Origin of the sequence: Ensifer sp. Root31 (assembly GCF_001424825.1) — a bacterium.
Classification (GTDB): Bacteria; Pseudomonadota; Alphaproteobacteria; order Rhizobiales; family Rhizobiaceae; genus Ensifer; species Ensifer canadensis.
Map to the genome: position 1 here is coordinate 390,405 of NZ_LMCO01000066.1, position 20,069 is coordinate 410,473.

Sequence of the window (20,069 nt, forward strand, 5' to 3'; positions counted from 1 at the left end):
CGCTCGCGCAACATCCCGCCGTCAGGCGAGCTCTACCTGGGCGACATTCTGCGCGGCTTCCTTTGCAAGCTTTGCCTCGCGGCGAAGCTTGAGCTTGTAGCCGACTTCGACGATCGCATGGATCGCCGGGACGAATTCCTGACCGAGATCGCTCAGCCTGTATTCGACCGAAGGTGGCGATGTCGGCATGATCCGCCGTTCGATCGCACCCTTTTCCTCCATATCCTTCAGGCGCGTGCTCAGCACCTTCGCCGAAATGCCGGGAATATCGATCTTGAGTTCGCTGAAGCGGCGTGGACCGCCGCTCAGATACCAGATGATGTTGGGCGCCCAGGCGCCGCCAAGCATGACCATGCACTCCCCGACCGGGCAGGTCGGCGGCAATGCCGCAGCTCTATTCTTTCGAATTTTCAAGCTCATGGGCAAAATTCTCCAGTTACCGTGGGGAAACCGCAAACGTCGGTAACATAAAGTAATCTCATATACAAAAGTTATCGCTTCGGTTTAGGTTCCGCCGTCTTCGACAGAGACCATCATTGCAAAAGGAACATGGCCATGAGGCTTTATTACGCCCCCGGCGCCTGCTCGCTCTCGCCCCATATCAGCCTGCGCGAAGCGGGCGTCGAGTTCGAGATCGTCAAGGTCGATACCGCGACGCACCTCACCGAAAGCGGCGCCGATTTCAAGGCGGTCAACCCCAAGGGCTATGTGCCGGCACTGGTGCTCGAAACCGGCGACGTCGTCACCGAAGGTGCGGCCGTCGTGCAGTACATTGCCGATCGCTTTCCGAAGGCCGGGCTTGCCCCTGCCAACGGCACGCTGGAACGCACCCGCCTGCAGGAGCAGCTGAACTTCATCGCCTCCGAACTGCACAAGGCGTTCTCGCCGCTGTTCAGCAAGACGGCAAGCGTCGATGCCAAGGAGACGGCCGCGGCGCAGGTTTCCAAACGGCTCGGCAACGTCGAAACCCTGCTTTCCGATGGCCGCGCCCATCTGCTCGGCGAAGCCTTCTCCGTTGCCGACGCCTATCTCTTCACCGTCGTCAATTGGACCAGCGTCACCGGAATTTCGCTTAGCCCGTGGCCGCACCTGACGGCCTACATGCAGCGTGTTCGCGAGCGCCCGGCAGTGCAGGCAGCCATGAAGGCCGAAGGGCTGATCGCGGCATGAGCGGCACCCACAACGATCCGCACTTTGCGGCCGTCATCGATGTGCTCGGGCGGTACTTCGACGGGCTCTACCACAGCGACACGGCGATCCTGCGCGAGGTTTTTCACCCGAAAGCCCACTACGCCACCGCGACTGGGGGAGAACTGCTCGAACTCGACATGAACAGGTATTTCCCGATCGTCGACAAACGTCCCTCGCCGGCAAGCCGTGGCGAGGTGCGCGCAGACAGGATCGTCTCGATCGAATTTGCCGGCCCGGTGACGGCCTTCGCCAAGGTACAATGCGCAATCGGCGAGAAGGCGTTCACCGACTTCCTGTCGCTGATCTTCGTTGACGGACGCTGGCAGATCATCGCCAAGGTCTTTCACTACGACATCCGACAACCAGGCTAAGGAGCCAGCAATGCCCTATGTAAACATCAAGATCACCCGCGAAGGCGCGACCAGCGAACAGAAGGCGGCGCTCATCAAGGGCGTCACCGACCTGCTCGTCACGGTGCTCGACAAGAACCCGGCCACCACCTTCGTCGTCATCGACGAGGTGGCATTCGAAGACTGGGGCGTCGGTGGCCTGCCGGTGGAGGAATATCGAAAGCAACTGAAAGCAAAGAGCTAGTCGTTCCTCACTGCCTTGGGTCTGCCCAGCGAACGATCGAACGCTTGCCCGGTCGCGTTCCACTGCCTTCTCCCCACCGATGGGGAGAAGGAACCATCGACCGGCGAAGTCCTTTCCGCTTGATCGTCGCAGCCGGGCTCTCTATCTCATTGTCTCCCGCCGCATAAATCCCGGAGACACGCCTTGTCCGTTTTCAAGAACCTGCCCGAAGCTCCCGTCGCCGCGAAAAAGCCGGTGACCGATACGCGCCACGGCATCACCCGCACCGACGACTACGCTTGGCTGCGGGACGACAACTGGCAGGCAATGTTCAAGGATCCCTCGATCCTCAACCCTGACATCCGCAAGCATCTGGAGGCCGAAAACGCCTACATGAACGCGGCGATGGACGACACCAAGGCGCTGCAGAAGACGCTGTTTGCCGAGATGCGCGGCCGCATCAAGGAAGACGACAGTTCGATACCGGTGAAAGATGGCCCCTTGCCTATGGCAGCCTCTACGTAACCGGCGGCGAGCAGCCGCGTTACTTCCGCATCCCGCGCGACGCCGACAATAAGGACGAGACCATCCGGCAGGTGCTGCTTGACGGCGACAAGGAAGCCGAAGGCAAGTCCTATTTCCGCCTTGCGGGCCTCGACCACTCGACCGACCACAGCCGCGGCCTTTGGGGGTACGACGACAAGGGATCGGAATATTTCACGCTGAAGGTGCGCGACCTTTCGACCGGCGAGGATCTTGCCGACGTGATCGAGAACACCGGCGGCGGCGGCGCCTGGGCGCCTGATGGCAAGAGCTTCTTCTACACCGTGCTTGACGACAACCACCGTCCGTCGAAGATCTTCCACCACGTGCTCGGTACGCCCCAGGCGGACGATCGGCTGGTCTATGAAGAAAAGGACCCAGGTTTCTTCATGTCGGTCGGCGGATCGCTCCTCGACGACTTCATCTACATCGACATCAACGACCACGAGACCAGCGAGTATCGCCTGCTTTCGACCAAGGATCTCACGGCCGAGCCGAAGCTGGTCGCCGGTCGCGTCATCGGTCTCGAATATGCCATGACCGAAGGCGGCGACGTCTTCTACATCCTCACCAATGCCGACGGCGCCAAGGATTTCAAGATCATGGAAGCGCCGGTGGAAGCACCGGGCAAGGAGAACTGGCGCGAGGTCGTGGCCCATAGGCCGGGTACGCTGATCCTCAGCCACATGGCCTATGCCCGCCACCTCGTCTGGCTGCAGCGCCGCGACGGTCTGCCGGAAATCGTCATCCGCGACCGCAAGACCGGCGAAGAGCACGCGATCGCCTTTGCCGAGGAAGCCTATTCGCTTGGGCTCTCCGGCGCTGCCGAATACGACACCGACGTCATCCGCTTTTCCTATTCGTCGATGACGACGCCGTCGCAGCTCTTCGACTATGACATGGCGACGCGTAAGCGCACGCTGCTCAAGACACAGGAAGTACCATCAGGGCACAATCCCGACGACTATGTCACCCGCCGCGTCTTCGCGCCGTCCTGGGATGGAACGAAGGTGCCGGTGACGTTGCTTTATCGTAAGGATACGCCGCTCGACGGTTCGGCACCGTGCCTGCTCTATGGCTACGGCGCTTATGGCATCACCATTCCTGCCGGCTTCAATACCAACTGCCTGTCGCTCGCCGACCGTGGCTTCGTCTATGCCATCGCCCATATCCGCGGCGGCAAGGACCGGGGCTTCTCCTGGTATGAGGACGGCAAGATGGCCAAGAAGACCAACACCTTCAAGGACTTCATCGCCGCCGCTGACTATCTGAATCAGGAGAAGTTCACGTCCTACGCGAACATCGTCGCCGAAGGCGGATCGGCCGGCGGCATGCTGATGGGCGCCATCGCCAACATGGCTCCGGAAAAATTCACCGGCATCATCGCCGCGGTGCCCTTCGTCGACGTGCTCAACACCATGCTCGACGACACCCTGCCGCTGACCCCGCCGGAATGGCCGGAATGGGGCAATCCGATCGACAGCCCTGAGTTCTACGACATCATCGCCGGCTATTCGCCCTACGACAATGTCGGGGCAAAACCCTACCCTGCAATCCTTGCGCTCGGCGGCTTGACCGACCCGCGCGTGACCTATTGGGAACCGGCGAAATGGGTCGCCCGCCTGCGCGAAAAGACCACGGGCGTTGAGCCGATCCTGATGAAGACCAACATGGACGCCGGCCACGGCGGCGCCTCCGGCCGCTTCCAGCGACTTGAAGAGATCGCCTTCGAGTATGCCTTCGCCATCAAGGTCGCCGGCAGAATGTAAAACCTACAGCGCCGTGCGTCGTTTCAGACGCACAAAAGTCGCTGTCGCACTTTGAATGGTTGCATGTTTTAGCCTTAGGTCGGATACGATCTAAGGAAACATGCAAGAGGAGACGCACCATGCCCGTTCACGTCGCCCTCCTTCGTGCCATCAATGTCGGCGGGGCCGGCATGCTGGCGATGGCCGACCTCAGAGCGATCTGCGAGGGGCTCGGCTTTAACGACGTGAAGACCTATATCCAGAGCGGCAACGTGCTGTTCCGCTCCGATTTGCCGGCGCCGGAGGCGGCGGCAAAACTCGATGCTGCGCTTGGCGAGAAGCTCGGCAAGGCGCCCGGCGTGATGATCCAGAACGCCAGGCAGCTGCAGACGGTTGCCGAGAACGCCCCCTTCCCCGACGCCAAGACCAATCTGCTGCATGTGGTCTTCCTGCCGAATGCGGCGCCGGCGGACGCGCTCGACAGGCTTGTCGCGCCCGACGGTGAGGAAGTGCAGGTCGCCGGGCACGAAATCTATGTGCACTATCCTGGTGGATCCGGGCGATCGAAGCTGAAGCTGCCGGCGTTGAAGCCGGGCACCGCGCGCAACCTCAATACGGTGCGCAAGCTCGCCGAAATGGCGCAGACCATGGAAGACGACAAAGACTGATGCTCACGGGGCTGCCGGCTGGAACAGCAGCCGGACAAAGGTGCGGAAGACCAGCAGCTGGGCGGGCAGGTTCTTAGGCTCCTTCAGCGCCTTCGACAGGATGATGCCACCCTCGATCACCGTTGAGACCATGTCGGCAAGCTGGTCGACATCCAGCGGCTCACGTGGCCGGTAGACCTGCATGATATCGCGGAACATCGCTCCGAAACGGCGGCGCCACATCAGCGCCGCTTGCCGATTGATCTCCTGTATGTCGCGGTCGAAGGCACGCTCGTGGCTACAGATCACCGCAACCAGGCAGCCGGGGTGACCGTTCGGAAGATCGGAGAGCAGTTCCGACAACAGCTTGAGGCCAAGCAGAAACGCCTGGAGCGGATCGTCCGCAAGCTCGCGCGCCCGGCTGAAGATCTCGTCATAGATCCGCTCGTCGTTTTCAACGTAGCGTTCGAGCAGCGCCTTCGCCAGCTCGTTCTTGTCGCGAAAATGGTAGAAGAAACCGCTCTTGGTGATACCGGTCTCGGCGATCAACTCATCGATCGAGGTCCCGCCAAATCCCTTCGCCAGCACCGAGACTTCGGCGGCGTCGAGAATCTTGGCGCGCGTTTCCTCACCCTTTCGCATTAGCCGTTTCCCTACCTTCGGTACAGTTTCCACCAATGACATGGCGACCAGCGAGCAATGCCGCGGCAAATCGCAACCAGCAAGCCTATGATTTCACTGAGATATTTACGTATATTAGCAATAGTATACCTTAAGTCGCCTAGTTTAGAAGACGATAAAAAGGCAGAAATTTAACCATCCTTGCGGGAATGGGAGCGCTCCGCCGGGATCCAACGCTAGCAAAAAACGGGTGGAGACCGACATGGCCAAATACCGACGCAGCCTGCCGCTCATGAAAGGTGCAACCTTTCTCAGCGACGGCGGCATGGAAACGACGCTGATCTTTCACGAAGGCGTCGAGCTCCCGCACTTTGCCTCCTTCGTCCTGCTGTCGACGTCCGAAGGACGACGGCGGCTGCTAAACTACTACACGCGCTATCTCGACATCGCACAACACCACGGCACTGGCTTCGTGCTCGACTCTGCGACCTGGCGTGCGAGCGCCGACTGGGGCGCCAAGCTTGGCTATGATGCCAGGGCGCTCGCCGAACTGAACCAGGATGCCGTCTATTTGCTGACGGAACTGCGCGCCGAGTACGAGCGGCCGCGGGCCCCGATCGTGCTCAGCGGTGCGATCGGCCCGCGTGGCGACGGCTACAGGGCTGGTCGCATGAGCCCTGACGAGGCCGAGGATTATCATGCCGCACAGGTCGCTGCCTTCGCCGTCAGCGACGCCGACATGATTTGCGCCTATACGATCACCAATATCGACGAGGCAATCGGCATCGCCCGCTCGGCGCAGAGCCACGGCATGCCCTGCGCCATCTCGTTTACGGTGGAGACAGACGGGCGGCTGCCGAACGGCCGCGCGCTCAAGGATGCGATCGAGACCGTCGATGCGGCGACCGGCCGGTTTCCGCAATACTACATGATCAATTGCGCCCATCCCGACCACTTCGACGCGAGTCTCGATGCCGGTAGCGCCTGGGTCCACAGGATCGGCGGCATCCGCGCCAATGCCTCGACGAAAAGCCACAGCGAGCTCGACGAAAGCGAGACGCTCGATCCCGGCGATCCGACGGCGCTCGGCCAGCAGTATCGGATGCTGACCGATCGTTTGCCGCGACTGCGCGTTCTCGGTGGCTGCTGCGGCACCGACCACCGCCATATCGCGGCGATTTGCGAGGCCTGCCTATCGCCGACGGCGCTTAGCGCCTGAAACGAAGACGGTACTCGCCCTCCCGGCCCTCCCGCGAACGACCTCTCGCGGGAGGGCGCCGCCTCGTCTGTCAACCCTCGCGAAACGGGGACAGCTCGTGTAGACTTGGCGCGAAAGGGCGGTGGCCGGAAGTCCCGGCAGAAACCGCTGACCGCAGAACCATGAACTACGCGCCTCCTTCGCCGACCGCCGAAACCGACGTCTTTCGCTTCGACAACAGTTTTGCGCGGTTGCCGCAGCAGTTCTTCGCCCGTGTCGACCCGACACCGGTTGCCGAACCCTGGCTGATCAAGCTCAACCGGCCGCTTGCCGAAGAACTCGGCCTCGACGTCGACAGTCTCGGGCGCGACGGCGGGCAGATCTTTTCCGGCAACAGCGTGCCTGCCGGTGCCGCGCCGCTCGCCATGGCCTATGCCGGCCACCAGTTCGGCACCTTCGTGCCGCAGCTCGGCGATGGCCGCGCGATCCTTCTTGGCGAGGTCATCGATCGGAACGGGCAGAGGCGTGACATCCAGCTGAAGGGACCGGGACAGACCCCGTTCTCGCGACGCGGCGACGGGCGGGCAGCGCTTGGCCCGGTGCTGCGTGAATACATCGTCAGCGAAGCCATGTTCGCGCTCGGCATCCCGACGACGCGAGCGCTTGCCGCCGTGGTAACCGGCCAACCTGTTTATCGCGAGCAGATCCTGCCGGGTGCCGTCTTTACCCGTGTTGCGGCAAGTCACATCCGCGTCGGCACCTTCCAGTTTTTTGCGGCGCGCGGCGACATGGCTTCGGTCCAGGCCCTGGCCGACTATGCGATCGACCGCCACTACCCGGAGGTACGGGATGACGAGCGCCCCTATCTCGCCTTCTTCAAGGCGGTGGTCGCGCGGCAGGCGGTATTGATTGCCCGCTGGCTGCATGTCGGCTTCATCCATGGCGTCATGAACACCGACAACATGACGATCTCGGGTGAGACCATCGACTTCGGCCCCTGCGCCTTCATGGATGCCTACGATCCGAAGAAGGTGTTCTCCTCGATCGATCAGTTCGGACGCTACGCCTATGCGAGCCAGCCGGCGATCGGCCAATGGAACCTGACGAGGCTTGCCGAGACGCTGGTGCCGCTCTTTGATCCGGTGGCGGCGACCGCGGTCGATCTCGCGAACGATGCGCTCGGCGAATATGGCGCGATCTTCCAGCGGCATTGGCTCGACGGCATGCGCCGCAAGATCGGGCTTGTCGGCGAGGAGGAAGGCGACCTTGATCTCGTCCAGGCGCTGCTGACGGCGATGCATCACGGTGAAGCCGACTTCATCCTCACCTTCCGCCGGCTTTGCGACTGTGCGGCCGATCCAGCGGCGGACGCTGCCCTGATATCCCTGTTCACCGACCCTGCCAGGATTGCCTCATGGCTTGCCGATTGGCGACAGCGCCTGGAGCGAGAGCCCGGCGCAGCAGGCGAGCGCACCGTGGCAATGAGGGCGGTCAACCCGGCCTATATTCCGCGCAACCACCGTATCGAACAGGCGATTGCAGCAGCGACGGAAGATGCCGACTTCTCGCTGTTCGAAGCGCTCGTCGACGTGACGTCCAAGCCCTACGAAGACCAGCCGCGTTTTACCGCCTATGCCGATCCGCCGCAGCCGGAAGAGGAAGTGCGGCAAACCTTCTGCGGCACGTGAGGTAAATCGACGGCAGCATAGTGCGCGCGCCCGGTAGTCGTGGCCTATGGCTTTCGGCCATAGGCCGACAGGAATATCCGCACGCTTTCCCTTGCGTGGGCGCGAAGAGCACCGGCATCGGGAATCGCCCGATCGCCGAGCAGCATGGCATCGTTGACGGGCTCGCCCATCACCAGCCAGTTGAAGAAGGACGCAGCGGCGCGCAGGTCCTGCGCCTCGACATCGCCGGCCTCGCGGTAATGAGCAAGGGCCTTTCTGAGCCTGTCGATCGAACGACGCGGCCCCTTCGCATGCAGTCTTTTGCCCAATTCCGGAAAGCGTTCCGCCTCGCCAATCACCAGGCGCCGCAGTTGCATCAGCCGCGGCGTCATGACGATCGCCAGCTGCTGCTCGGCGAAATCGAGCAGAAAATCCTCGATCGGGCGCCCATCTATGGGATCGGCGACCTGCTCCTCCAGCTCATCACCGGCCACGCCCGTCATGCCGGTGACAATATCGAGGAAGAGCGCCTCCTTGGTTCCGAAGTGGGCATAAACGGTCTGTTTCGACACGACGGCCATCGCCGCCACCTCGTCCATGTTGGTCGCGAGGAACCCGCGCTGCAGAAACAGCTCAGTGGCGGCAGTCAGGATGGACTGGCGCTTTCTCGTCATTCGCGTCTCGACGGGATTCGTCATTCTCAACCACGACCTCTCAGATGAGCACGCGATAGCACAAGTTCCTGACTACAGCGCCGCGCGTCTTATTAGGCGCGCAAAGGTCGCAGTAGCACGACCGCATTGACAAATCAAACTGGACGGTACAGTTTGATTTCTTATGAAGGCGGAGACGGCGGGTGAGCAAGAGCGAAAACCGGACCTTGAATGCGCAATGCAACTGCGGGCGGGTGCAGATGCACGCCGTCGGCAGGCCGATCGTGGCGACCGCCTGCTATTGCGCGAGCTGCCGGAAGGCAGGCGCACTGCTCGAGGCAATACCCGGCGCCGCACCAGTACTCAACAGCGATGGGTCCACGGACTTCGTGCTCTTCCGCAAGGATCGGATAGACTGCGTGCGTGGGGCCGATCAGCTTCGCGAGCACCGGCTGACGCCGACGTCGAAGACCCGCCGTGTCGTCGCCACCTGCTGCAATGCGCCGATGTTTCTCGAGTTTACCAGCGGCCATTGGCTGACGCTCTACCGGCATCGTCTCGACAAGGACGCCCGCCCACCCCTGCAGATGCGGGTAATGACGCGGGACCGCCGGGCAGATGTCAGCGTCAAGAACGACCTGCCGAGCTACGCCGGTCATTCCGGAAAATCCATGCTGAAGCTGATCGGCGCCTGGGCGGCAATGGCTTTCCGGTCCCCGAAGATCGACTATGTCAAGGGAGAGCTTGATGGCCATGGAACGTGAAAAGGTCGAGATCCAGAACATCGTTTCCCCAGGACACGTCACACGTGTCGACAAGGTGAAGTACGATGCAATGAAGGATGCGCTTCTCACCGCCCTATCGCGTGAGCAGTCCGCCCTCACGATCGCGGAAGCCAAGCAGAAGCTGCTGCCATTGCTGCCGGACGATCTTTTTCCAGGCGGCGCGAAGGCCGGTTGGTGGCTGAAGGCCGTCCAGCTCGATCTCGAGGCCAAGGGCGTGCTGCGTCGGGAAAACACCAAACCGCTGCGCCTTCGGCTCGCTTAGTCAGCCGAGCAAATTCTCTCACGACCGCGCGGTGAGCGCGCGACAGTGATCGTCTGCCGCGTGACGACGGCTGCCCCCTCACATCAAAGCAGCAAAGCGTCACTCGATCCCTCGGCGCGCAACTTCATTGCGGGCACCCTAATTTTTTGCGCTGCGAAATTATGGCTATTGAAAGGCAGGACCGGCGCGTTAGGTGCTAGGGGGCGGGCAGTCGCGTGACTTGCCCAAGCCCGATCTGACGGCCGCGGCCTCCTTCGCGACCGCCGACCCCGAAACCGATTTTTTCCCGCGCGGCCGCTCATTCGCGCCGCCTCAATGAAAAAGCCGTGCCACGGCGCCGTTCTTCAATTCGGGAGTTCCCACCATGCTCATTCTGGCGGCCATCGTCTTCGCCCTCATTGGCCTTGCGCTCGGCGGCGGCGGAGCCAAGCTCCTGATGCTTGGCGGCAGTCCCTATTATCTCATCGCCGGCATCGGCTTCCTGCTGACGGCCATCCTTCTCTTCATGCGCAAGGCCGCCGCCATCTGGCTTTATACGCTCGTCATCCTTGGCTCGCTCACCTGGGCCGTCTGGGAAGTCGGTTTCGACTGGTGGCAACTGGGCCCTCGTGGCGGCATCATCGTGCTGCTCGGCCTGTGGCTGATGCTACCGGCGGTCCGGCGTCCGCTCGGATTTGAGAGCCCGACAGGAGAACGGTATGCCGCCAGTGCCTGGCCGCTGGCGCTTGCCGTGCTCGTGTCGATCGGCATTGCCGGCTACTCGATGACCCAGGATCCGCACGACATCCGCGGCGATCTGCCGAGCGACGTGGTCGCCGCCAATCCGCCTCTCGGCGGCAACGTACCATCAGGAGAATGGCATCAATACGGGCGCACGCCATTCGGTCAGCGTTATGCGCCGCTCGATCAGATCACGCCCGAAAATGTCGCCAATCTCAAGGTCGCCTGGCAATATCAGACGGGCGACATCAAACGCCCCGAAGACGTGGGCGAGACCACCTATCAGGTGACGCCGATCAAGGTGAAGGACACGCTCTTTGCCTGCACGCCGCACAACTGGGCGATCGCGCTTGACGCGGCGACCGGCGAAGAGAAGTGGAAATATGACAGCAACTCCGGCATGAACCCTGACCGGCAGCACCAGACCTGCCGCGGCGTCACCTATTGGGCCGACCCGGCGGCAACCGCCGGCAGCGTCTGCGCCGAGCGGGTCTATCTGCCGACATCCGATGCCCGCCTGATCGCGCTCGATGCGGCAACCGGCGCCGTCTGCACCGGCTTTGCCGACAACGGTGTGCTGCACCTCGAAAAGGGCATGAAATACAATCCGGCCGGTTATTACTACTCGACCTCGCCGCCGGTTGCGGTTGCCGGAAAGCTGATCATTGGCGGCGCCGTCAACGACAACTATTCCACCCAGGAGCAATCCGGCGTCATCCGCGCCTTCGACATCAACACCGGCGCGCTCATTTGGAACTGGGACAGCGGCAATCCCGATGTAGCGACGCCGCTTGCCGAGGGCCAGACCTACAGCACCAACTCGCCCAACAGCTGGTCGGTATTCAGCTACGACGAGGGCCTTGGCCTCGTCTATATTCCCATGGGCAACCAGGTGCCGGACCAGCTCGGCATGGGGCGCAGCGAGCACGTGGAGAAATATTCCTCCTCCATCGTCGCGCTCGATATCAACTCCGGTGCTGTGCGTTGGGTGCAACAGACGGTGCACCACGACCTCTGGGACATGGACGTGCCCGCACAACCGGCACTGCTCGACGTCACCAAGGAGGATGGCACGGTCGTGCCGGCACTCGTCGGTCCGACGAAGCAGGGCGACATCTATGTGCTCGATCGACGGAGCGGCGAGCCGATCATCCCGATTGCGGAAGTCGCGGCACCCAAGGGCGCAATCCCGGAAGATTTTACCGCACCGACCCAGCCGGTCTCCGGCCTGACCTTCATGCCCGCCCCGCTGCAAGAGCGGAACATGTGGGGCGTGACGATGTTCGATCAGCTCGCCTGCCGCATATCGTTCCGCTCGTTGAAATACGAGGGTCGCTATACGCCGCCGTCGCTTGAGGGAACGCTCGTCTATCCCGGCAACTTCGGCACGTTCAACTGGGGCTCGGTCGCGGTCGACCCGGAGCGACAGGTGATGTTCGGCATGCCGACCTACCTCGCCTTCACCTCTCGTCTCGTTCCGCGCGATCAGATCCCGCCGAAGGGCCAGGACGAAAAGGGATCCGAGCAAGGCCTCAACCGCAACGACGGCGCGCCCTATGGCGTCTTCATGGGCCCGTTCCTCGGCCCGCTAAAAATCCCCTGCCAGGCGCCGCCATGGGGCTATGTTGCCGGTGCCGACCTCAGGACCGGCAAGATCGCCTACAAACACAAGAACGGCACCGTCGAGGACATGACGCCTTTGCCGCTGCCCTTCAAAGTCGGCGTTCCCGGCATCGGCGGACCGATGATCACCAAGGGCGGCGTCGCCTTCCTTGGGGCGGCAGTCGACGATTATCTGCGCGCCTATGACGTGACGACCGGCGAACAGCTCTGGGAGGCGCGCCTTCTGGCCGGCGGCCAGTCGACGCCGATGAGCTACACGGTCGGCGACAAGCAATATGTGGTGATCGTCGCCGGCGGCCACGGCTCGGTCGGCACAAAGCCCGGAGACTACGTCATCGCCTATACCCTACCCTAAAACGCGAAAAGGCATCCCTAATTCTCGCTAATGGGTTGCATCGGCAAGCCCCGCGCAAGCCACCAGAAGCAGCCTCCCCCGGACAGCAGATTCCGGGGGCTTCCCATGAAGATCGATAGCAGCATCTCCAACTATTATTTCTCGCAGCGCCGTGCCCAATCGGGAACGGTCATGCCGCTCGAAGAAACTGGCGGCGGTGACACGCGCCCGCGGCTCTCGCCGACCATTGCGCCGGCATCCACGTCGGCCTCGCTATCGAACGCCTTCTGGATCAGCGCATCCCGGGAAGAAGAGGCCAAGCCTTCGATCGGAAGCGGCGAACAGACCGCCTCCGGCAATTCAGTCAGCGACGAATTCCTGAAACGCGCCAAGATGAGCCTGGCGGAACAGATCCGTGCACAGATCCTGGAAGCGCATGGCATCACCGAAGACGAGCTGAAGGCGATGGATCCGGAGCAGCGCGAAGCGATCGAGGAGGAAATCCGCAAGGCGGTCGAACGCGCGATGGGCATCGACCAGCAGCGCGACGATACCGCATCCGATATCGCCGACGGAAGCGCCGCATGAATCGCCTGCAAGCTTCAACGCGACGACATTTCTGGGGCTTCATGCCCGGAATGCTGTAGATCGCCTTGACTATAACAATGCTGGACGTCGCAGCGGCCAGGTTATCAGATTGAAGACAGCTGAAGACGCCATGACCAGTGCTCACCTGACGATCGGCGGTTAGACCATCTCCGCCGCCATCCGGCCGACATCGGCAAAGACGGTGTTCAGCTCAGCCAGCGGCGCCGTCGCCTCAGCGATGTAGACCGCGATCAGGAGCGGTCCCCTACCCTCGGGCCAAACGATGGCGATGTCAGACGCGGCGCCGTTGCCGTTGGTTCCCGTCTTGTCGCCGACCTTCCAGGCCTTCGGCAGGCCGGCGCGGATGCGCAGGTCGCCAGTGGTATTGGCGACCATCCACTCGATCAACAGCTTGCGCGACGCTTCCGCCAGCACGGGGCCGAAAGCAAGATTGCCGAGCGTCTCCAGCATTGCGGCAGGCGTGGTCGTGTCGCGTGGGTCACCCACTTTCGCCTCGTTGAGTGCGGGCTCGTTCCGGTCGAGGCGCGTGGTCTCATCGCCGATCGTGCGCAACCAGGCGGTCAGCGCCGGCGGACCGCCGAAATTTTCCAGCAAAAGGTTTGCCGCCGCGTTGTCGCTTGTCGTCAACGTCGCGGCACAGAGTTCGGCGATCGTCATGCCCTCGCCGCCGACATGCTTCTCGGTTACCGGCGAATGGGCGACGATATCCTTCTGCGCAACGACGATACGGCGATCAAGCTTTTCGGCGCCCTGATCCGCACGGGCGAGCGCGAATCCCGCCGCCAGCGTCTTGAAGCTCGAGCACATGGCGAAACGCTCGCTCTCGCGGCGGCCGAACGACACGTTGGTTTCCATATCGAGAACGGAAACGCCAAGCCGTCCGCCCGTGCGCTTTTCGAGTTCGGCAAGGCGTGTATCGACATCGCCGCCGGTGGCGGCTTTTGCGGCCGGGCCGAGGGCGATTGCCGGATAGATCAGCGCGGAGCCGACGAGCAATTGGCGGCGATTGATGAGCAGCGGCACGTGTTCCTCCGTCGTGCGCCACACATATATGCCGACGCTCTAACTAACTGTTGCAAAACATGCATTCGGATCGACGCTGGGCCGAATCGAGTGCCGTGCAGATCGCTAGGCGGTGATTGTGGCGTCCTTGTGCCACCTTTTTTCGAATGAGAGGATGACGGCCCGAATGTCTCGATTCGACGGTTGCGGCTCAACAGAGCGGACTGGTATGAAGTCGCAACAAAACAGGGATACTGATCCGTGCGCCTGATCCGTTAGCGACGCTCACCGGCAAGAAAGAACCACCGACGCCAAGGCCGCCTCGCGGCACCGTTTGGCGTGGGCATTTTTTTAAGGCCGATGAGAGCGCCAACCATTGAGCCATCGTTCTCCGGCCGTTTGCAGGATCATATCCATGACAACGACCAGTTCATCCCTGCCTGAAACCGGTAGCCTGCGCGCCGGTCCGTTCGAGCTCGGCTATCGCATCGAGGGCAGCGGCATGCCGCTGCTCGTCATTGGCAGCGCCGCCTACTATCCCAGTACCTTCTCGAAGCAACTGCGCCAGCGGACAAAGCTCCATTTCATCGATCACCGCGGCTTCGCGCCGGCGCATGCGTCCTACACGCGCGATGATATCGGCTTCGACGTGGTCCTCGACGATATCGAGTGGATGCGCCGGCATCTCGGTCTCGATCGCTTCGCCGTCCTCGGGCACTCCGGCCACGGCTACATGGCGCTCGAATACGCCAAACGCCATCCCCAGAATATCAGCCACGTGATCATGGTCGGCACCGGACCGAGCCATTCCGCCGCGCATACGGCGCTTGCCGATCGCCGGTGGGAGGAGCTGGTCGCGCCGGAGCGCAAGGCGATCTTCGAGCGCGAGATGGCCGAACTTGGCACCGATATCGCCGCCCGACCGGAGGAGCGGTTCAAGTCGCTGCTCATCCGTCTTGGCGCCAAGAGCTGGCATCTACCCGCCTTCGACGCGGCACCGCTATGGCGTGATGTCACCGTCAACAATCCCGTCTTCGACCATCTCTGGGGCGAAGTGTTTCGCGACATCGATATTCGGGACGGGCTCGACCGGCTTGCGATGCCGGTGCTCTTGGCACTCGGGCAATGCGATTATCTCGTTGCGCCGGCCGAGACCTGGGACGCCTATCGCCGGGACTTTCCGGATCTGACGGTCCGCATGTTCGAAAAAAGCGGCCACACACCGCAGCTTGAGGAAAGCGATCTCTTCGACGAGACGCTGCTTGCCCTTCTCGCACGCTAACCGGCATCGCCAAGGGAAAGGCCCGATCGGGCCTTTCCTCCCAGCCCCACATTGACCGTCGCCGGAAAGCGATTATCTAATGCTCCAGAAGCTATAGGTTTGGAGCATGGACATGTATTCGATCGGCGATCTCTCCCGCCGCACGGGCGTAAAAATTCCGACAATCCGCTACTACGAGCAGATGGGGTTGATTGCGGCCCCGGAACGCTCCGAAGGCAACCAGCGGCGCTACGAGAAACGCGAACTCGAACGTCTCGCCTTCGTCCGCCATGCACGCGATCTGGGGCTTTCGATCGAATCGATCCGCGATCTGCTGGCCTTGAGCCAGCATCCGGAGCGCCCCTGCGGCGAAGCAGACCGTATCGCCAGGGAACACCTGATCACCGTGCGGGAGAAAATCGCCCAGTTGCAGAAACTGGAACGCGAGCTCGAGCGCATCGTCGCCTGCAACGGCGACCACACGATCGGCGATTGCTACGTCATCCGTGCGCTTGCAGACCATTCCATGTGCGACAGCGACCATTGAGCGCCGGCGCGAGGCTGCAGACTTGGGCCGACTTCGAACGGAGTCGCGACCCGTCTCCAACTCAGTGCAAAAATCCCCGTTGACAAAAGCGCGGAAACGGACAATCTACGCACATGATCAAGAACGCACCCATCTGCCGCGCGTATTTTTGGCTGTTCCCATAGGAGCGGCCTGCTGATCAATTTCAACAAGGCCGCCATCAGGCGGCTTTTGTTTTTCACGGCACCTGATGGCTAGAGAACCATGAGGAGCCGACAATGCTACAGACCGCCATCCCCTCTCTCCATCCTCTGCCATCGACGCGGCCGCCGATGGTGACGATCCGTTGCGCCAAACAGCGCGACCTTCCCGAACTGCGCGAAATGATCGCGGAACTCGCCGCCCATCACGGCGACGCAGCCCCGATCACGCCGGAGCAGCTCGAGCGCGACCTCTTCGGTCGCACGCCCTGGATCACCGCGCTTGTCGCGGAGGCCGGCAACCGACTGATCGGCTACGCCATCCTCGTGCCGATCTACCGGGCTGCGGAAGGCGCGCGCGGCATGGAGCTGCATCATCTCTTCGTGCGCTCCGACAATCGCGGCACCGGCATCGGCCGCCACCTCGTCGCCAAGGCGCGCGAACAGGCGAAGATGGCCGGCTGCGATTACCTGTCGGTCAGCGCCGCCACGGGTAATTTCAAGGCCCATCACTTCTACGAATCCGAGCGCTTCGTACCTCGCCCGGTAACGGGCATGCGCTATATGCAGAAACTTGGCTGAGGATGAGGCGATGCGGCTTGCAATCGTGCTTCATGAAGGGTTTGCGGATTGGGAATGCGCGTTGTTGATGGCGACGGCGCGCGCTCACCTCGGCGTCGATATCGACGTCGCCACCCTGGACGGCGCGGCAGTCACGTCGATGGGCGGGCTCGACGTCTCCGCGCATCTGTCGATCGACGCGCTCGACCCCGCGGGCTTCGATGGCCTGGTGATCTGCGGCGGCGCGATCTGGGGAACCGCCGACGCCCCCGACCTCTCCACCACGATCCGCTCCTTCCATCGGCAGGAACGGCTGGTCGCCGCCATCTGCGGCGGCGTCGATGCGCTGGCGTCGAGCGGAATTCTCGACGCCACGGATCACACCGGAAACAGCGCGGACAGCCTTGCGTCACTCCGCGGCTATCACGGACACGGCTCCTATCGCGATCAGCCGCAGGCTCTCAGCCACAACCGTGTGGTCACGGCTGCCGGCACGGCGCCGGTCACCTTTGCGGTCGAGATCTTTCGCGCGCTCGGTCTCGGCTCGCCCGAACTCGACGGCTATGCAGCGCTTTATGGCCGGGAACATGCGGCAGCAACGACAGCCGCATGAGCAAGTTAAAGCGCATCACGATCTCTACAGCGCCGCGCGTCTTATTAGACGCGCAAAGGTCGCTGTAGCACTTTGAATGGCTGCATGTTTTAATCCTTAAATCGAATAGGATTTAAGGAAACATGCAGTAGGATTCGCTTGCCGCGCTTCAAAATCTTTGTCTTTTGCGCCTGTCGGCATCGCAAAACCGCTGAACACTTTTGCGCGACATGCTTCGGCGATCACAACCAGGTCGATATCTGCTCAAGCGGCTTCTTCACCTTGCCGGCCACCGGCACGGTCGCGTCGGGCGCGGGGTAACCGACCACCAGGATCAGAAACGGCTTTTCGCTGTCCGGCCGTCCGCAGATTTCGTTGAGAAAATTCATCGGCGCCGGCGTATGGGTCAGTGTCGCGAGCCCGGCATGGTGCAGCGCCGCGATCAGAATGCCGGTGGCAATGCCGACGCTTTCGTTGATGTAGTAGTTCTTCTTCGTGTCGCCCGGATTGGGGCCACCACGCTTCTGCGAGAAGATGGCAATCAGGTAGGGCGCCGTCTCCAGAAACGGCTTGTCCTCATCGGTGCCAAGCGGCGCCAGCGCGTCGAGCCACTCCTGCGGGGCCTTCTGCTGATAGAAGACGCGCTCCTCCTCTTCGGCGGCTTCACGCACCTTCGCCTTGATGCCAGGGCTTTCGATGACCGCGAAATGCCAGGGCTGGTGGTTCGCGCCGCTCGGGGCGGTGCCGGCTGCCAGCAGACAGGTCTCGATCACCGCGCTCGGCACCGGCCTTTCGCTGAAGGAGCGCGTGGTGCGGCGGCGGTTGATGTCCTCGTAGAATTCAGCCGCACGCGCTGCCATCTCCTCGGGGCTGCGCTCGATCCATTGGTCGTAGGGCACGGTTTCATGAGCACGCATGGCAAGTCTTCTCCTACAGCGGCGCGCGTCTTATCAGACGCGCCAAGGTCGCTTCAGCACTTTGAATGGCTGCATGTTTTATCCTTAAATCGAATAGGATTTAAGGAAACATGCAGTAGTTCCAGGAGACGTTAGAGCGTGCCGACCACCCGGAATCAAGCGGCCCGGACTACGCTTCAGAGTGCGGGAACGGCCTTGAGATAGGCGGCAATCGCCTCGCGGTCGGCAGCGGTCAACTTCGCCATATTCTTCTGGACTTCGACCATGGAGCCACCAACGGAATCGAATTCCGGCGTGAAACCGGTTTCGAGATAGGAGGCGATGTCGGAGGCGCTCCAGCCGCCGATGCTCTTCGAGCCCGGCGTGATGTCGGGGATGCGTCCCTTACCTTCCGGGTTCGGCGCGCCAGCCAGCCACTGGGCCGGCTCGAAGCCACCAAGCGCGTTTCGTGGCGTATGGCACTCGCCACAATGACCCGGCCCTTCGACCAGATATTGGCCGCGCGTCAGCTTCGGATCGGCGGCATCGATGGTCACGCGTGGGGTGTCGGTGAGGAACAGCAGCTTCCAGCCGCCGAGCGCCAACCGCATATTATAGGGGAACGGCAGCTCGTGGTCCGGCGCAACGTCGCTCGCCTTCGGCAGCGTCTTGATGTAGCCCCAGAGGTCGTTGACATCCTTCGGCGTCATCCTGATGTAGGAGGCGTAGGGGAAGGACGGATAGAGATGTTCGCCGTTTCGACCGACGCCCCGCGTCATGGCGTTGCCGAATTCCGCAAGCGTCCATCCGCCGATACCGGCCGCTTCGTCAGGCGAGATATTCGGCGCGTGGAAGGTGCCAAATGGGCTTTTTAGCGGCGGCCCGCCGGCAAGAACCAGCCGGGCGTCACCCTCGCTGCCGCGCTTTGCATGGCAGCTGACGCAGCCGCCGGCCCAGAAAATCTGCTCGCCATTGGTCAGATCTGGCTCTCCGAGACCCTCCCAATGAGCCGCCGCCCAGGGCGCGGGCTTGGTCAGCCACCAAAAGGCCGCACCGCCGACAAGGCCCAGAATCACGAGACCCGAGACCAGCTTTCTAATCCGTCGGCCCATCAGGCTTCCTTTCAACTGCATCCCCAACCCGCTACAGCGCCGCGCGTCTTATCAGACGCGCCAAGGCCGCTGTAGCACTTTGAATTGCTGCATGTTTTTATCCTTGAATCGGATACGTTTTAAGGAAACATGCAGTAGGTTCGCTCACACTCAAAACTGCGTGACAAGCCACAACCTTACTGCGGCAACAGCGCGATGATGCGCCGAAACAGTCGGCGCATCGTCTGAGAATTTCGGGGAGAACGACCTACCGTCAGTCCTTCTTCAGGCGATAGGTCTCATGACAGCTGCCGCAATCCTTGCCGAGCATGCCGAGTGCCGCACCGACGCCAGCCTGATCGGCCGGAAGCTGGGCGAGCACGGCGTCGGTGTCAGAACCAAGCTTGGCCGCCTTGGCTTTGAAATCGTCCATGTTCTCCCAGATCTTCGGGCTTGCTTCCGTCTCCAAACCGGTTTCGGAACCGGCCGGGAAATGGTCCGGGAAGACCTTGACCGTCTCGGAGATGGTCGTCAGCGACGCCTTGACGATCTCAGCGTCATAAGGCTTTTCGCCCTTGGCGATACCACCGAGCGCACCAGCAGCCTGACCAACCTTCTTCATCAGGGCCTGACGAACCGCCTGCGGTTCGTCAGCCGCGGTCACGGCGGTAACGCCAAGCCCAGCGAGGGCGGCCGCAAGCATTAGAGCGCGTATCTTCATCGTGATCTCCCGGTCATTCGAATCCGCATCTGCGGCCTTCGTGTT

At 62.1% G+C, this 20,069-nt stretch carries 21 protein-coding genes and 1 pseudogene; 15 read left to right on the forward strand and 7 right to left on the reverse strand.

All coding sequences use genetic code 11. The annotated features are described in order from the left end of the window. Positions 1 to 21: 21 nt before the first annotated feature. Positions 22 to 420, reverse strand: a complete 399-nt coding sequence (locus ASD00_RS36125; RefSeq protein ID WP_025426302.1) for a helix-turn-helix domain-containing protein — start codon at positions 418 to 420, stop codon at positions 22 to 24. 135 nt (positions 421 to 555) lie between these two features. On the opposite strand from ASD00_RS36125, the gene gstA reads away from it, so the two are divergent. The 5 genes and pseudogenes from gstA to ASD00_RS36150 all read left to right on the forward strand — a co-directional run bounded on the left by gstA (position 556) and on the right by ASD00_RS36150 (position 4,723). Beyond that, positions 556 to 1,170 (forward strand): glutathione transferase GstA, encoded by a 615-nt coding sequence (gstA, locus tag ASD00_RS36130; protein WP_057211529.1) that lies wholly within the window; start codon positions 556 to 558, stop codon positions 1,168 to 1,170. Next, positions 1,167 to 1,562, forward strand: coding sequence for a nuclear transport factor 2 family protein (locus ASD00_RS36135; protein WP_025426300.1), 396 nt, complete (start codon positions 1,167 to 1,169; stop codon positions 1,560 to 1,562). Before gstA ends, ASD00_RS36135 begins: the two co-directional genes overlap by 4 nt. Before the next feature lie 10 nt (positions 1,563 to 1,572). Beyond that, a complete protein-coding gene (locus ASD00_RS36140) occupies positions 1,573 to 1,785 on the forward strand; it encodes a 4-oxalocrotonate tautomerase family protein (RefSeq protein ID WP_025426299.1) in 213 nt (70 codons plus the stop codon). 183 nt (positions 1,786 to 1,968) lie between these two features. After that, a pseudogene (locus tag ASD00_RS36145) lies at positions 1,969 to 4,076 on the forward strand (S9 family peptidase). A 119-nt stretch (positions 4,077 to 4,195) separates the two neighbouring features. Continuing rightward, positions 4,196 to 4,723, forward strand: a complete 528-nt coding sequence (locus ASD00_RS36150) for a DUF1697 domain-containing protein (protein ID WP_025426297.1) — start codon at positions 4,196 to 4,198, stop codon at positions 4,721 to 4,723. A gap of 3 nt (positions 4,724 to 4,726) precedes the next feature. Here ASD00_RS36150 and ASD00_RS36155 read toward each other — a convergent pair whose 3' ends face one another. Next, the gene (locus ASD00_RS36155) at positions 4,727 to 5,344 is read right to left on the reverse strand and encodes a TetR/AcrR family transcriptional regulator (RefSeq protein ID WP_025426296.1); all 618 of its coding nucleotides are present in this window, start codon (positions 5,342 to 5,344) and stop codon (positions 4,727 to 4,729) included. 241 nt (positions 5,345 to 5,585) lie between these two features. On the opposite strand from ASD00_RS36155, the gene ASD00_RS36160 reads away from it, so the two are divergent. Both ASD00_RS36160 and ASD00_RS36165 read left to right on the forward strand, forming a co-directional pair. After that, positions 5,586 to 6,542, forward strand: coding sequence for a homocysteine S-methyltransferase family protein (locus ASD00_RS36160; RefSeq protein WP_025426295.1), 957 nt, complete (start codon positions 5,586 to 5,588; stop codon positions 6,540 to 6,542). Between the two features lie 161 nt (positions 6,543 to 6,703). After that, positions 6,704 to 8,209, forward strand: coding sequence for a protein adenylyltransferase SelO (locus ASD00_RS36165; RefSeq protein ID WP_025426294.1), 1,506 nt, complete (start codon positions 6,704 to 6,706; stop codon positions 8,207 to 8,209). 44 nt (positions 8,210 to 8,253) lie between these two features. On the opposite strand, the gene ASD00_RS36170 is transcribed toward ASD00_RS36165, so the two are convergent. Further along, complete coding sequence (locus ASD00_RS36170; RefSeq protein ID WP_225906244.1) at positions 8,254 to 8,862, reverse strand: TetR/AcrR family transcriptional regulator; 609 nt, start codon at positions 8,860 to 8,862, stop codon at positions 8,254 to 8,256. 182 nt (positions 8,863 to 9,044) lie between these two features. On the opposite strand from ASD00_RS36170, the gene ASD00_RS36175 reads away from it, so the two are divergent. The 4 genes from ASD00_RS36175 (at position 9,045) to ASD00_RS36190 (ending at position 13,153) form a co-directional block, all read left to right on the forward strand. Next, positions 9,045 to 9,605, forward strand: a complete 561-nt coding sequence (locus ASD00_RS36175; RefSeq protein WP_025426292.1) for a hypothetical protein — start codon at positions 9,045 to 9,047, stop codon at positions 9,603 to 9,605. Then, positions 9,589 to 9,888 (forward strand): hypothetical protein, encoded by a 300-nt coding sequence (locus ASD00_RS36180; protein WP_025426291.1) that lies wholly within the window; start codon positions 9,589 to 9,591, stop codon positions 9,886 to 9,888. The genes ASD00_RS36175 and ASD00_RS36180 overlap by 17 nt, the downstream gene beginning before the upstream one ends. 364 nt (positions 9,889 to 10,252) lie before the next feature. Continuing rightward, positions 10,253 to 12,586: a glucose/quinate/shikimate family membrane-bound PQQ-dependent dehydrogenase gene (locus ASD00_RS36185; protein WP_057211486.1), complete on the forward strand. Its 2,334-nt coding sequence runs from the start codon at positions 10,253 to 10,255 to the stop codon at positions 12,584 to 12,586. A gap of 105 nt (positions 12,587 to 12,691) precedes the next feature. Beyond that, on the forward strand, positions 12,692 to 13,153 hold the full coding sequence (locus tag ASD00_RS36190; RefSeq protein WP_057211488.1) for a hypothetical protein: 462 nt from the start codon (positions 12,692 to 12,694) through the stop codon (positions 13,151 to 13,153). Between the two features lie 159 nt (positions 13,154 to 13,312). Here ASD00_RS36190 and bla read toward each other — a convergent pair whose 3' ends face one another. Beyond that, on the reverse strand, positions 13,313 to 14,197 hold the full coding sequence (gene bla / locus ASD00_RS36195; protein WP_025426288.1) for a class A beta-lactamase: 885 nt from the start codon (positions 14,195 to 14,197) through the stop codon (positions 13,313 to 13,315). 394 nt (positions 14,198 to 14,591) lie between these two features. Here bla and ASD00_RS36200 point away from each other — a divergent pair, with 394 nt between their 5' ends. From ASD00_RS36200 to ASD00_RS36215, 4 genes are all read left to right on the forward strand, one after another. After that, positions 14,592 to 15,458, forward strand: coding sequence for an alpha/beta hydrolase (locus ASD00_RS36200; protein WP_025426287.1), 867 nt, complete (start codon positions 14,592 to 14,594; stop codon positions 15,456 to 15,458). Between the two features lie 112 nt (positions 15,459 to 15,570). Further along, entirely contained in the window at positions 15,571 to 15,984 is a 414-nt protein-coding gene (locus ASD00_RS36205; RefSeq protein WP_025426286.1) for a helix-turn-helix domain-containing protein, read from the forward strand. A 257-nt stretch (positions 15,985 to 16,241) separates the two neighbouring features. After that, entirely contained in the window at positions 16,242 to 16,745 is a 504-nt protein-coding gene (locus ASD00_RS36210; RefSeq protein WP_025426285.1) for a GNAT family N-acetyltransferase, read from the forward strand. A gap of 10 nt (positions 16,746 to 16,755) precedes the next feature. Then, complete coding sequence (locus tag ASD00_RS36215) at positions 16,756 to 17,337, forward strand: DJ-1/PfpI family protein (RefSeq protein WP_025426284.1); 582 nt, start codon at positions 16,756 to 16,758, stop codon at positions 17,335 to 17,337. Positions 17,338 to 17,558: 221 nt separating this feature from the next. Here the strand turns inward: ASD00_RS36215 and ASD00_RS36220 are convergent, their stop codons facing one another. From ASD00_RS36220 to ASD00_RS36230, 3 genes are all read right to left on the reverse strand, one after another. Further along, positions 17,559 to 18,233 (reverse strand): nitroreductase family protein, encoded by a 675-nt coding sequence (locus tag ASD00_RS36220; protein WP_025426283.1) that lies wholly within the window; start codon positions 18,231 to 18,233, stop codon positions 17,559 to 17,561. 176 nt (positions 18,234 to 18,409) lie between these two features. After that, positions 18,410 to 19,324, reverse strand: a complete 915-nt coding sequence (locus ASD00_RS36225; protein WP_025426282.1) for a cytochrome c — start codon at positions 19,322 to 19,324, stop codon at positions 18,410 to 18,412. 253 nt (positions 19,325 to 19,577) lie between these two features. Further along, complete coding sequence (locus ASD00_RS36230) at positions 19,578 to 20,024, reverse strand: cytochrome c (protein WP_025426281.1); 447 nt, start codon at positions 20,022 to 20,024, stop codon at positions 19,578 to 19,580. Between the last annotated feature and the right edge of the window lie 45 nt (positions 20,025 to 20,069).

What these genes read in the sequence shown, in the direction of transcription:
- ASD00_RS36125 (WP_025426302.1), bottom strand. Translation starts at nt 420, where the DNA reads ATGAGCTTGAAAATTCGAAAGAATAGAGCTGCGGCATTGCCGCCGACC.
- gstA (WP_057211529.1), top strand. Translation starts at nt 556, where the DNA reads ATGAGGCTTTATTACGCCCCCGGCGCCTGCTCGCTCTCGCCCCATATC.
- ASD00_RS36135 (WP_025426300.1), top strand. Translation starts at nt 1,167, where the DNA reads ATGAGCGGCACCCACAACGATCCGCACTTTGCGGCCGTCATCGATGTG.
- ASD00_RS36140 (WP_025426299.1), top strand. Translation starts at nt 1,573, where the DNA reads ATGCCCTATGTAAACATCAAGATCACCCGCGAAGGCGCGACCAGCGAA.
- ASD00_RS36150 (WP_025426297.1), top strand. Translation starts at nt 4,196, where the DNA reads ATGCCCGTTCACGTCGCCCTCCTTCGTGCCATCAATGTCGGCGGGGCC.
- ASD00_RS36155 (WP_025426296.1), bottom strand. Translation starts at nt 5,344, where the DNA reads ATGCGAAAGGGTGAGGAAACGCGCGCCAAGATTCTCGACGCCGCCGAA.
- ASD00_RS36160 (WP_025426295.1), top strand. Translation starts at nt 5,586, where the DNA reads ATGGCCAAATACCGACGCAGCCTGCCGCTCATGAAAGGTGCAACCTTT.
- ASD00_RS36165 (WP_025426294.1), top strand. Translation starts at nt 6,704, where the DNA reads ATGAACTACGCGCCTCCTTCGCCGACCGCCGAAACCGACGTCTTTCGC.
- ASD00_RS36170 (WP_225906244.1), bottom strand. Translation starts at nt 8,862, where the DNA reads ATGACGAGAAAGCGCCAGTCCATCCTGACTGCCGCCACTGAGCTGTTT.
- ASD00_RS36180 (WP_025426291.1), top strand. Translation starts at nt 9,589, where the DNA reads ATGGCCATGGAACGTGAAAAGGTCGAGATCCAGAACATCGTTTCCCCA.
- ASD00_RS36185 (WP_057211486.1), top strand. Translation starts at nt 10,253, where the DNA reads ATGCTCATTCTGGCGGCCATCGTCTTCGCCCTCATTGGCCTTGCGCTC.
- ASD00_RS36190 (WP_057211488.1), top strand. Translation starts at nt 12,692, where the DNA reads ATGAAGATCGATAGCAGCATCTCCAACTATTATTTCTCGCAGCGCCGT.
- ASD00_RS36200 (WP_025426287.1), top strand. Translation starts at nt 14,592, where the DNA reads ATGACAACGACCAGTTCATCCCTGCCTGAAACCGGTAGCCTGCGCGCC.
- ASD00_RS36205 (WP_025426286.1), top strand. Translation starts at nt 15,571, where the DNA reads ATGTATTCGATCGGCGATCTCTCCCGCCGCACGGGCGTAAAAATTCCG.
- ASD00_RS36210 (WP_025426285.1), top strand. Translation starts at nt 16,242, where the DNA reads ATGCTACAGACCGCCATCCCCTCTCTCCATCCTCTGCCATCGACGCGG.
- ASD00_RS36215 (WP_025426284.1), top strand. Translation starts at nt 16,756, where the DNA reads ATGCGGCTTGCAATCGTGCTTCATGAAGGGTTTGCGGATTGGGAATGC.
- ASD00_RS36220 (WP_025426283.1), bottom strand. Translation starts at nt 18,233, where the DNA reads ATGCGTGCTCATGAAACCGTGCCCTACGACCAATGGATCGAGCGCAGC.
- ASD00_RS36225 (WP_025426282.1), bottom strand. Translation starts at nt 19,324, where the DNA reads ATGGGCCGACGGATTAGAAAGCTGGTCTCGGGTCTCGTGATTCTGGGC.
- ASD00_RS36230 (WP_025426281.1), bottom strand. Translation starts at nt 20,024, where the DNA reads ATGAAGATACGCGCTCTAATGCTTGCGGCCGCCCTCGCTGGGCTTGGC.